This window comes from Nostoc sp. 'Peltigera membranacea cyanobiont' 232 (assembly GCF_002245985.1).
Classification (GTDB): Bacteria; Cyanobacteriota; Cyanobacteriia; order Cyanobacteriales; family Nostocaceae; genus Nostoc.
Genome location: NZ_NOLK01000066.1, coordinates 1 through 12,696, shown reverse-complemented (window position 1 = coordinate 12,696; position 12,696 = coordinate 1). Strand labels below are relative to the sequence as shown.

Genomic DNA, 12,696 nt, shown 5'->3' with positions numbered 1-12,696 from the left:
TTGCACCGTATGGTTCCAGAACTAAAATACTGAGTGCCATCTAAGGCTACCAACAGATGCCCACCCAGATAGTGATAGGGTTTTAGGCGCCAGCCCTTTCAATGCCTGGTAAACCCATGTAAATACCTGAAATAATCCGCTTGCTGCGATTTCGTCCAGAATATTGCGAATTTGAGGCGTGGTGGGAATTTGCGTCAAACCAAACAAGCTTCTTCGCTTATCTTGCCCACAACGACTATGCATTTGACGCTGGTGTTCCAAAAAAGATTCGCACTGCATGAAAAATACTGAAAAAGCTGCCAGCACAGTATCTTTGATGCTGTAGCGGGTCGCATTACTAGCTTGCCGGGGGTCCTTGATTTTAGCGATCGCTCTAGTCAGAAATCCCAGCATTACCCCAAAACTCAGTGTCATCGGCTCCATCTCGATGCCCTTGAAGAGATACTCCTTTATCCTCAAGGTAGACTGTACCTCTTGTCAAAATTTGAATTTGGAATTGCTGGGCAAATGAACTGCGACTTGTGGAATCTCAAGTTCCTGAATTTTATGAATGGCTCTTGGAAGAAGTGTTGCCTATGGAGGGGGCTGGCTAGGGAAAAATCTCTTTAGCATTTGAAAGCAGTTTTTCTGCTTAGTTTCCAATAGCAATTGATGCCACTGGTTCTTATTTGTGCTGCATTCTCACTGGTTAAAATCTTAGAGTTTGTGTAAATGTCAAAGATCCATCAAGTTCAAAGCGCTACTGTCATTGGGTCTAGCCTTGAGATAGCGATCGGTGATGGCTAAATTGGCATGACCCAAAGTTTCTTTCACCAATACAGGATTAGTCCCGCGCTCAATGGCGTGAGAACCGTGGGCATGACGTAACCAGTGAGCAGAAACTAGTTCGCTTAATCCAGCTTCAAGTGCAATTGCTTTGACAATCGGGTGCAAGTTTTGACGGTCTAAATGTCCCCCTTTTTGACTTGGAAACACTGCTTGATTGGAGTGAGCATTATCTTTGAACTCCATTAATTCCGCCCAAAGCTTTGGCTTGATGAGAATTGTCCGATTTTTGCTGCCCTTGGCTTTTCGCACGTAAACTTGACCACTTTCACCACGGGGTGTCAAATCTCCCCAAGTCAGATCGCAGATTTCACTTGCCCGTAACCCTGCCTGATACAGGAGTTTGATAATTAACAAATTACGTAGGGCTGTGTACTGGCGCTTAGGAGTTTTAGCATCAGTTAAATGCTTAGAAGCTGCTCTTACCAACAATTTAATATCAGCTTCGTCTAAATAGCGTTCGTTGATTACATCCGGCAGTTCACCGAGTTTTAGCGCCATACCCACATTAAAAGGGAGATATCCAATTTTATGAGCGAAACTAATCAAGCTTTTAGCTGCGGCAATATATATCCGTTTTGTACTAAGAGCATTGTCCCCAAAACAACTGGCGTATTCTACCAAATCTTCATAAGTCACTTTTTTGAGGGGCTTGTCCAAAAATTCCAGAAATCGCCTAATGTAGCGTCGGTAAGAGATGATAGATGACTCTGCTTTTCCTTCCAACCACAACCCAATCAACTTCGCCTCCGCCTGCGCTACTGGCAAGGAAGCAAGAGCCTTTCTATGGGCCGTTATGTGGACAAGAGAGAGCGTCATTTTTATTACTCCCTTAATAATCAGACACAATATTGGTTTCGTCTGATTTTATAGTATCTGATTTTTATTGTCCTTTAAAATGGGCGTTTCAACTCACCCTCAAGCGACTGAAAATTTCTCGATTTTTGCGTATAGTACACCTCTAATACTGAGGAGCATGACAAACACAATACTGTTATGCAATTGTTCAGCAGGGTATTTATTTTGAAAAACCTAAAAATAGGTGAAAAAAATAAACTAAAAATGACTTTATAGTTAATAAATGATATAAGAGGTCAAAGAGCGGACTCCAAATGCGATATACAAACACTACAAATGTAGTATTTGGTTAAAAAAATGGACAAGGGTGCTTATTTTAAAGAACTTGTACAAAATTCTCCCCTACTTATGTTGCTTCAGTACCAATCGGAATAGAGGGTTTATTTACGTGGCAGTGTACTGCTTTTTAAGCGCTATCACGCCATAAAACTATAGAGTCATTTTTAGTTTATTTTTTGAGAGTGGTTTGATTGCTTTGTGTTTAAGACACTTTTTTTCTAGAACCGTAAACGGGAGCTAGAGAAGTAGTTTCTCAAGAATTGCCAAGGCACTTACCAGTAATGAAATGCCCCGCCATCGCTTACGAGACATGAGAGCAACAACCGCAAGCCGGGTGAAATTGTTAAGTTGAACATTTCTAAATTGTAATCGTCGGGTGCAAAAAAGCGCTTTCCAACCGCTGCTGTAATCGCGTATATCGCAGTTGGTCGTCACTAGAACGCAAAGCCTTGGATATCGCTTTCTTGGAACCAACGACAATCGCTAACTGCTTGGCACAAGTTAATGCTGTGTACAACTGTTTACGAGACAACATCATATAAGGCTGCGTATAAATTGGCAGAATTACTACCGGATATTCTGAACCCTGGCTTTGATGAATGGTGAAGCTCCAGGCGAGGGCAATTTGATTTAAGTCTGCTCTGGTTCTAATGACAGTATGCTTACCATACTGTACAGTAACTTCCATCTCTTCAAGATCAATGGCCTTGATAATTCCGAAGTCGCCATTAAAAATTTCGTGATTATAATCATTAGTCAGTTGAATGATCCGATCGCCTTCTCGTAATAAATTCCCGCCCCTGGTAATCTCTACTTTGTCGGGACTGGGCGGATTAATCAACTGCTGCAATACGGTATTGAGGTTACGAGTCCCAAGCAAACCCCGCGAGGTGGGGCAAAGCACTTGCACATCAGTAGCTCGATTGTAACCCAGGCGGGGAATCAAGTCTGTAATGATTTCGGATATTGCTTTAACACCATGTTTGGGGTGATGACCGCCGCCGTGCCACAGACACTCAGACACGGGATTATCGGAAATCGGTTCAATTGTGGGAAACTGGCTTCGGTTAATTTGGTGAGCAGCGGTGATAATTGCGCTCTGTTGGGCTTGCCTAAATACCTTGGTCAACCGTACCACCGGAACGTGACCAGAATTAATCAAGTCAGCAAGGATTTGACCGGGACCGACAGAGGGTAACTGGTCAATGTCACCCACTAGCAGTAGTTGGGAACCGTATTGTATCGCCTTTACCAAAGAAGATGCCAGAAACAAATCAAGCATACTAGCTTCTAGGGCGACAATTGCGGTATGGGGTAAAGGGTTTTGATTATCGCGTAAGAAGCCCATTGTCTTTGGGTCAAATTCCAACAAGCAGTGTATGGTCTTGGCTTCGAGTTGTGTGATTTGACTCAGGCGTTGAGCAGCGCGTCCAGTTGGCGCAGCTAAGGCGATAGATTTGCCCATTGCTTTCCACAGAGAGACTATGATCTCGGTGGTGAAAGTTTTACCGCAACCGGGGCCACCAGTAAGAATCATTACCCTTGAATATGCAGCCATTTCTACCGCTAGCCGTTGCTGTGGTGAAAGTTTGATTTTACGACTCTTGGTGAAGCGCTCAATCCAGGCGCGAACACGAGGCATATCTTGTGCAACTGGTTGGCAAAATCTAGATTGTATTAATTGAGCAAGGTTCTGTTCGGTGTGAAAGTAGGTTGGTAGATAACATAGCAGTGTTTGGTCTGAGCTTTTCTCGCGGATTAAGTCATCCTTGAGTGCCATGTCTTTGATAATATCAGCGAGGGCATCTTCTTCGGGTGTGCGATCTGCTGTAGTCAGCAGTTTGATAACATTCTCAATGAGTTTTGGCTGGGGTAAATAGCAATGCCCATCGGCAGCAGCTTCGTTCAAAACATGAATTAAACCAGCACGGTAACGGAACTGACTATCAGGCGCAACTCCTAAATTAAAGGCAATTTTATCAGTTCTCAGAAAACCAATACCGTAGATGTCAGCAGCTAACTGGTAGGGATTACTGGTGAGAGTAGCGAGTGCTTCATCCAAGTAATGCCTGTAAATTTTGACTGCATAAGTAGTAGAAACGCCATGACTGTGGAGAAATAGCATTAAATAGATGTAAGAGATGTAAGAAAATAAAATAAAAATAAGTTGATAGCTAAATAAAGATATTTTGAATTGAAGCAGAGACTTCATATTTGGGTTATGCCATCGGCGACGGCGACCCGGACGCGAACAATCCCACAAACTATCGAGTTTGCCCCAGTACCAGCGATGAATTGTGTCGCGTACAGTCTGTGGATGCCATTTTAAGTATTGTGCGATCTTTAGCACTGTCCATCCAGCGGCTGATAAGCGTAGTACAGTGGCACGACTTTGAGTTCTTGGTGGTATACCTTTTGCTTGAGTGAGTGCTAGTAGGGCTTGATCTTCTATTGGTGACAGGTCAACTTTTAAAGGCGCTGGCATCTTGGTCAGGGGTAAAATATTTACGACTAAAAGAGATTATCCCAATTTGATGTGCCATTATTCTCTCTCGACTCGTCGCTGGTAAGGAAATCACTGCTGACGACCAACATCTATTAAATATATCGGCGATCGCTGTTGACTGTGCTGCTCACATCAAAAATTTTGGGTTTCACTGTTTCCTCTGACCCCAAACCGATTTGGCTGTTGGGGTTGTTAGACCAACTAGGGTTAAAGTTAACTTACCGCAAGCAGGGGACAAGGGGTCAACAAGTTAAATTATTTTCTTTATCTAAGAAAGAATAAGACAATACTTGCGTTGGTTGGTTGTGCTGGAGATGGAGGAAGTCGCCGCGACTGAACTGCGATCCAAGGAAGCGACTGCGCCTGATTTTTACGATTGCGTCTTCTTCCATTTTTCGAGAGTCAAGCAAGTTTTCCCAGTGGGTATTAATGCTGTGGTTGCTGACACACCGAAATTTGTCAGCGCATAATTTTCTACTTCTGCGTCCTTGAAGGCTTGTTCTACTATTGTTTGCTTTTCCTGCTTTGACAGAGCTTCAATCTTCACGTTTGCTGCGGTAGGAACAGCATTCGTTTTATCTCTGGTGAAATTTTTTACGTTATAAACTTAGTATTGTTTGATTTTCTGAATTAGTTGATTAACTACGACACAAAACTTAATTCTTGATGATTTTTGCAATCCAAACCTCTTTCAGGAATTAACCAAGGGACTTCCAAAAAATAAAATATACAGTAGGGTGTGTTAGGCGAAAGCCGTAACGCACCGAGATATCTGGCGGTGCGTTACGCTGTCGCTAACGCACCCTACAAAATTGGATATTTTTTTAATTGGAAGTCCCCAAACGAATTATTGCCATTCCCTATCCTCAAGTTCCTTCTGAGGCAACAATAAAGTGGCTTCAATTTCTTGCCTGATAGCAGCCGTCACTTCACAATTGCTATGCAGGCAATCGAGTAGTAGTTGATTGGCATCATAGTAGCGTTGCAGCACTTGCTGTTGCTCAGAGCTAAACTGCCACTCGTGGTTAATATTGCGATAATTAACGACCGTCTTCTTTACCTGTTCAGCCCAAGCTGAATAGTTCGTTTGCGACCATAGCTCAAACCGTTGTTGACTTTGACCAGAATTTGGCAATTGGTCAGAGAGTTGTTGCAAGGATTTATGGAGTCCTACATCCAGAACAATGCCCAGAATGTTGCTCATAGCTTCTCCGCAGGCGTGGATGTGAGCAAAGTCCTGGTTTCCATCAATTACACACTCCAGCAGCAGGTCATCTAATGCCGCATCCAGAAACATCCCCTGGTCGAGGCTGCTGGCTAGGGCAAAGTGCGAAGCTATGTGAGGAGTCCGACTCAAGGCCAGGTAAAAGGCTCGAACTGTCGCATCTTTTGATTGGGTAGGAATACTGCGAGATTTTTGGCTAGCCCAGGTCAAAAACTCTTGTAAATAAGCGTCTTCGGCAACGAGTGTATCAATCTGTTGCTTCATCAACTGTACTAGAGAGTCTGCACTCCTGAGCATGGTAGCAGTTAACAAGAAGATTTCGCGCCAGTGGGGGTCGGTGATATGATTGACCAGACCATAGAGCGCTTGCCCAAATGCCTCTAAGTTATGGCTGGCAACGATTTTCCTCGCTGTGAAGTATTCTTGAAATGCTAGATAGGAAAAGGAAAAAATTCCCCGCGCCCGTTCTGCCAGTAGCCCATGTTGAGCCTCGATTGCTTTCAGCACCGCTTCGCTTTCGATTTGCAGTGACTCTGCATCCATTGGCACGTTGCTGAGATTCTGAATATAGTCACCAATATATTGCTCAACGACGCGTTGCTCAAAAAAGTACTGACCTTGCTCAAATGTCGCTGCGGCAATTTTACTCAATAATTTCAGCTTTTGTGGTAATAAAAACCCTCGGTAAACTTCATCCCGTTCAATGCCTCTGGCTTCATCCCATTTGCCCAATAGAAGGTCTAAACCTTCCTTATAAAAGTCAGTCCGCTTAGTCGGAAATTTTTCTTGACCGTGAAACACCCAGCAGGCAAGATGCAGAAATAGGGGTGTGACGACGAGTTGGCGAAATTGCCAATTTTCAGCTAATTCCAACTTCTGAATAAACTCAACAGACTCGGCCAGACCATCTTTTTGGTTAGTCTTGGTAAAGACCACAAACCATTTTTGAGCGAAGGCTCGGATTTGTTCTAAGGTAAAGGGAGCAATTTCAACATCGGTAAAACCTCGGAGTCTGAGTTTTTGAGCTGCTGTTCGACAGGTCGCCACGAACTGATTTGTGTGATACTTCTCTGAAAACCTGCGAATTTCGCTTAAGACAGCATTACTTTGTTGGTGAAGAACTTCATCCATACCATCAAGCAACAGTAACACTCTGCCTGCATTCAGCAAGGTTTCAATTACTGAAGGATCGGAAATTCCAGATGCAAGGAACTCCTGGCTGATGTATTTTAACAGGCTGAACTCGTTGGTGACAATAGATTCTTCAGCAAAATTTTTTAGGGTGATGAAGATTGGCACTTGATTTGCCGTAAATGCGTTTTGGTTACACTGAATGGCGAGATATTGCAAAAAGGTGGTTTTACCTACTCCTGGTTTGCCTAGCACCCTAAGCTTGGAGTAGGTTTCAACTGCCTGTGTACCAGGTATCTGTTTTTCGTCAGCCTCACCTAAGCCAAAACGGTCAAATTCTTTGGGATAAAGGTTTTGCAGATCGGTGATTTCTAAGTACTGAAGGCTAGCAATCTCCTCCAAAATATTCACATCTATATATATGTCATCGATCGCAACGGGACGGCTGATATCCAATAACTGCAAAATACCACACTGGTATTGAATTTTATCGAAGCGTTGCGATCGCACTTTCTTCACTAATTTATCAATATCCGACGCAAGAGGCTGCGCGTATTCTTCTCGCTCCAAAAATTCTGCTGGAGGATTAGTCGCAATCTCCCGCCAATTCAGTGACAACACTAAACAAATTTCAATAAAAGTATGACGCTCAACTGGACGACCACTGAAAAGCCGCCAAATTGGTTGTCTAGTCTTGAGGTTGACTTCTGCTGCTAGATTGTCTTGTGTCCAACCCTTGCGAGCAAACGCTTTTTTAGCCTCTTGAATCCCAGTGAGTGATGCTTGGAGCGATCGTTTGACCATAGGACAAAAACTTGATCCTAAAATCAAGGACTCAAACTTTTATTAACATCTTTCATCATAGAGTTTTTTTTGTGGTAATCACTCTCTCCTTGGTTAAGGATATAAGTAAGTAGGCAGGAAAAAACCAAACTATGTAAAGCTCCGCCCTCTAATCAAAGCAATAAGCCTGTGTGGCAGTGTATGTGGTTCGATGATGTCGAAGATTTGGCTGCCAATACACCCTCTAACTTCTTACCACCCATACATCAAAACTAATTTTTCACCGAAATTTGCCCAGGCGTTTTGAAAGCATAAACGTGCCGCCCCGGCAAACTTCTGGTTACAGTCACAGAGCCCCGGCATGAATTACGTAAACAATTACAAACTGCTTAATTGATAAGCATTTCCGCTTTTCTTAGTGCCATTCGCTAAGGGCAGTTACTCCCCGTTGCTCCAGACGTGTAGCACAATACTTCTTGATAACTCTGCATCAAGATATGAAAACATTCTTGACACAATACCTTTCTATGTCCAATGAATCTCTTTAGAACGAAAAGCTCTATCCCAATCGTTAGCAATCACCTCCATGATATTTATCATGCCCTCATACCCAAAATATGGCTTGTCAACATAGGTTTCTCTGTTAGTGGGGCTAAATACATCAAAAGCAATTTTGATTCCCAATTCCTCTGCCATGTATTTTTCCCATGCCGAGCCAATCACAGCATCAACATCAAACTCTTCTAAAGTCTGTTTTACCTGATAGCCATCTGCCGAAAATATTACGCGGGAAGTAAGACCGAGGCTGTGCAGTTCTCGCTCCAAAATTGAACGAGAATCAGGCATCGCCGAGCGAAATAATAAGACTTCTGGAATCATCTCCAATTCTTCAAAGAGCATTCTGACCAGTCCAATGCCAAGCGTCCCATCCGCAGATACGGCAATTCTACAGTTGCGATATCGGGGAATAATCATCAATGCTCGTTTGCGAAGTGTATCTACAACCATTTCTTCGCCTTGTTTGATGATTGGCTCTACTTTTTCATCTATCTTGAAATGTGCCGCCAATGCCTTCAACCACCGAGTAGTGTTGTTTACACCTATTGGTAAAGGTATATCATCAAGGATCAAAGGGATGTCATGGGTCTGTTGCATTTTCCGAGCAAACTTATACCCAACATCATGACTGAGAACAATATTGGCGGTTGCCTCACCAGCTAGCTCCAGTTCTTCAAATGAGGTATTATGAGAAAAGACAGTCTGTACTTTAATCCTTAAAGATTTTAATGTCTGCTTTACCCATTCCAAATCAGCCCACCAAGTAGGATTCAGATTTGCCTGTGGTGCAATGATATTTACAATCCTTGGCTTCCTGCCCCTTCTCTTGGTCTGCCTTTTTTTGATAAAAGGAAGTAAAGCTTCCAAACCCATCTCCAAGCCATCGTAAGCATTGCCCCGAAACCCACCAGCCATTAAAGGAACGAGTTTGGCTTTGATATCTGGCTGAAGCTGGTTGCACAATCCCGCAATATCTTCACCAATGATGTCTGCCGCGCAAGTCCCAACGACAAACATCACCTTAGCATCAAAAGATTTATCCGCGTCTTTAATCATCCCTTTGAGTTTCTCAGACGCTCCCATTACAATGTCTGACTCAAAAAGACGAGTACAAGCTACTTTCCGCTTGGTGAAATCAACCTCATGAGCATCATACCCAGCTGCGACAGTGGACGCGCAACCCTGTGGAGACTGAATTACAATACTGACATCTTTAATACCAGCAACCGTAGTTGCAATACCTTCAAGGGCACAGCCAACTACTGGGTCTTTACTATGATTACAATTGTCAAAAGTTGTTTCAGCAGACATTTTTTCCTCCTGTTTTTCTAAGGCTTGACTATGGTAAATGCGTTTCACGCAGCCTGTAGCGACTTCTGCCAAGACGATTCCGTGTTTTGTGCAGCCTGTAACAGCTTCTGCCTTCCCTGTAGCAACTTCTGCCAAGACGATTCCGTGTTTCGCGCAGCTTGTAACAGCTTCTGCCTTCCCTGTAGCAACTTCTGCTTTGACGTTTTCGTGTTTCGCGCAGCTTGTAACGGCTTCTGCTTTGACATTTTTGGCTTAAGCCTTGTCCGTATCAGTCTACGTACGTTGGGTTAAGGAACAAAACTCAACATTTCCGAAGAGTTTGTTGGGTTTCACTTCGTTCTACCCAACCTACAATTTTCTGCGTGAGACAAATCCATACTTTATATTCAGCAAAGTCACATTTCATTTATTACTCGTTGCAACATTTGCCCCGTCTCTTCTCTGCATATACGGTACAATCAGGCATGTCTTGAGCTAATTTTCCGCTTAGTGATTGAGTAGATGCTAACCCGGAATTTTTAGGGAACACCATTTGCTTGGTTAAGGAACTGCGAGGTCTAAAGCCATATTGAAGTGCTGTTTTGATACACCTTGCGACCTTTAAGGCTCCGCGATAGCCAAATCTGGGACGATTTAAGATAGCATTTAAATCGACTACAGGAATATGGGGGAAACTCAAGGAAGAACCAAAATAAACTACCGATTCTGCATCAAGACCACCAATGAAATCCAGTAATTCATCTTCTGTTTGTTTCATGGACTCGTACTTGCCAAAGGCCAGTGTCCCTTTCGTAATCAGGATTTCCGGGTCTAACCCTGTTTCCAATAGGTAGTCTACACTGGTTTCTCGTGCTTCTNGTACTCCAGGGATGGAAGTTATAGATTACTACACGCATCCCAAAATCACGATCCAACATGTGAGCAAGGGATAAGCACTTGATAGCATCATGTCCTTCGATAATCGCTAACTTCCCTTCTATATAACCCTTAGCTGCTTCAAATTCAGTCTTGATTGCGGCATATTCCTTTTCCATTAGGGCAGCCGCTTGCTCTTCCATGCCTAAATATTTTGCCGCGCCTTCGAGCCATTTTTCTGTAGCAGTGATTCCATAAGGAAGGATAGTAGAATTTAGCGGAGTACCGAACTTGTCTGACATGGCTTTGCCGATGGTATAGCCAAGATCCAAACATAAAGTACAGTTGACTGCCGCACTCGGCGCTTGCTTTAGTTCTTCTAAAGTACAGTCACCAGCGATGACGCTATGAACTCGTGCCCCCATTCCTTCTATCAATCGCACCAGTTCTTTAACATCAGTTTCGACTTCTGTTCTTTCAGGGCCCATCTTTGCGCCCACAATATTGACAGCGTCGGCTAGTTGTGCTTTCCGTTCTGGAGTTGGTGGCTCCATAAAGTCTACGATTTGCCGAAATACGATGTCAAATCCACTGCGATACTCTCCGGCAAATCCTTCACAATGTATCGTCATGATCTCAGACTGGATTTCGCCGCGCGCCTTATTCACGACATCATCAACACAGTCGCCAATAATGCCAGACGCGCAACTAGTAGCAACAACGATCGCATCGGGATGGTATTTTTCATCTACTTCTCGAATCGCGCCTGCTAATTCTTTTTCTCCACCAAAAATTACCGCCTTCTCACTCATGTTTGTAGTCACCACGGGTTCATAAGGGGAACCACTATTGCGGCTATTGGTCAGCTTGTATGCCCGCTTGACACCATAAGCACAGCCACTCGGCCCGTGAGAAATGACGATCGCATTTTTTATGCCACTTAAAATCTTCGTTGCAGTCCAAAATTTACAGGGGCGAGTATGACTACCTTGTAAAGTAGTCTTAATCTTACCCTCTTTTGCCAAGCGATACAGTTCGCTCAAATTTCCGTAAAATACAACATTCTGATCTATACTTGCAGTCATGATCGCTCTCCAATATTTTATCTTTTTTAAACGCATAGGCGCTTCGCCTTCCCGCAGGGTAGGGTCGCTGAGGTTGGCGCAGAGGAACGCAAAGTTTTGAAATTTGATTTACTCTGCGCTCCTTTGCGTTTGACTCTGCGTTCCTTTGCGTTGAAAATTCAATCTACCAGACGTTTAAGATCCACTCGCGATCGTGCTTGTTCTCCATATCTGCAAACATGGCGTTGGCAATGTTATCTGCTAGCCATTCTGCTCCTTTGTAGCCAATCACAGGATATTTCCACAGACCTGCGCGGTCAAAGCTGGGGAAGCCTACCCGAACCATCGGAATTTTGTTATCGATAGAAATATACCGACCCTTGGAATGACCGAGAATCAAGTCGATTTCGAGGGATTTATCTGTAATGCGGCGCTCCAATTCCCAGAGGTCTGCATTCCAGATAACTTCGATATCACAAGCTGCTTGCTTCTCCAACTCGGCAATTCTTGGGTCTTTGGTGCAAGCTCTGTTGTCGTCTCCCAACAACATCAACACTGGCTCTAACTCAACTTCTAAGCAGAACTCTGCTAGACCAATTACTAAATCGGGATCTCCGTAAATAGCAACCTTCTTGTTGGCGAAGAACATGTGTGCGAGATCGGCGATCGCATCAATAGCTTTACCACGTTCTCTAACTAAAGATTCTGGTATTGCTTTACCAGTAAGTTTGCTAATATTTTGCAGCCAGATGTCGGTATTTTTAATACCAATTGGTGTTGGGCCAAGAATTGCGGGAACTTTGAACTTCTCTTGTAAGAATTCGGCTGCACTACCGCCTTCATATTTGCATAAGGCAATAGTTCCCAACGCATTGGCAGAATCAGCAATGTCTTCAATGGTTGAATTCCCAAAGGCAAAACTTGTCTTATCAGGCATGGTGGGCGCATCGAAGGTTTCTGTATCCAGTAAAATGTTTCCTGGAACGTCCATCTCTTTTAAGATACGCTTAACTTCAGTGACATCTCCAGGGTTAAGCCACCCGGTGATGATGTTCAACTTGCCAGTTGGTTTGCCTTTTTTTGCTAGGCTAGAAATGATTGCGTGTACGCCGACATTATAGCCTGTTACCTGGCTACCTTTGTAACTGGGAGTATGTACAGGAACAAGGATAATCTTGCGATCGGGATAAGCCTCCTTTAAAAAGCCGTTGAGCTTGTTAATGGTTCCTTCGATATCGTCCCCAATTGTCTCAGTTGAACAAGTCGTAATAATTGGGATAATCCGTAAATCGGGATATCGT

9 protein-coding genes are annotated in these 12,696 nt (G+C 43.6%); all 9 read right to left on the bottom strand.

Annotated elements, in window-relative coordinates:
* Nucleotides 1–21 precede the first annotated feature (21 nt).
* Nucleotides 22–423: a hypothetical protein gene (locus tag CDG79_RS21300; protein WP_094343904.1), complete on the bottom strand. Its 402-nt coding sequence runs from the start codon at nt 421–423 to the stop codon at nt 22–24.
* A 291-nt stretch (nt 424–714) separates the two neighbouring features.
* Nucleotides 715–1,644, bottom strand: coding sequence for a tyrosine-type recombinase/integrase (locus tag CDG79_RS21295; RefSeq protein ID WP_094343903.1), 930 nt, complete (start codon nt 1,642–1,644; stop codon nt 715–717).
* A gap of 676 nt (nt 1,645–2,320) precedes the next feature.
* Nucleotides 2,321–4,447, bottom strand: a complete 2,127-nt coding sequence (recD2, locus tag CDG79_RS21290) for an SF1B family DNA helicase RecD2 (RefSeq protein WP_094343902.1) — start codon at nt 4,445–4,447, stop codon at nt 2,321–2,323.
* Nucleotides 4,448–4,838: 391 nt separating this feature from the next.
* Nucleotides 4,839–5,015, bottom strand: a complete 177-nt coding sequence (locus tag CDG79_RS21280; protein WP_189525072.1) for a hypothetical protein — start codon at nt 5,013–5,015, stop codon at nt 4,839–4,841.
* Nucleotides 5,016–5,315: 300 nt separating this feature from the next.
* The gene (locus tag CDG79_RS21275; protein WP_094343901.1) at nt 5,316–7,628 is read right to left on the bottom strand and encodes an NACHT domain-containing protein; all 2,313 of its coding nucleotides are present in this window, start codon (nt 7,626–7,628) and stop codon (nt 5,316–5,318) included.
* A gap of 504 nt (nt 7,629–8,132) precedes the next feature.
* A complete protein-coding gene (locus CDG79_RS21270) occupies nt 8,133–9,611 on the bottom strand; it encodes a nitrogenase component 1 (protein ID WP_223278242.1) in 1,479 nt (492 codons plus the stop codon).
* Between the two features lie 274 nt (nt 9,612–9,885).
* Nucleotides 9,886–10,233 carry a hypothetical protein gene (locus tag CDG79_RS43905; RefSeq protein ID WP_223278241.1) on the bottom strand — a complete coding sequence of 116 codons (348 nt, stop codon included), beginning with the start codon at nt 10,231–10,233 and terminating at the stop codon, nt 9,886–9,888.
* Complete coding sequence (locus tag CDG79_RS21265) at nt 10,214–11,416, bottom strand: nitrogenase component 1 (protein WP_223278240.1); 1,203 nt, start codon at nt 11,414–11,416, stop codon at nt 10,214–10,216. The genes CDG79_RS43905 and CDG79_RS21265 overlap by 20 nt, the downstream gene beginning before the upstream one ends.
* A gap of 163 nt (nt 11,417–11,579) precedes the next feature.
* Nucleotides 11,580–12,696: nitrogenase component 1 (locus tag CDG79_RS21260; protein ID WP_094343900.1), on the bottom strand; the 1,117-nt coding region annotated here is incomplete at its 5' end.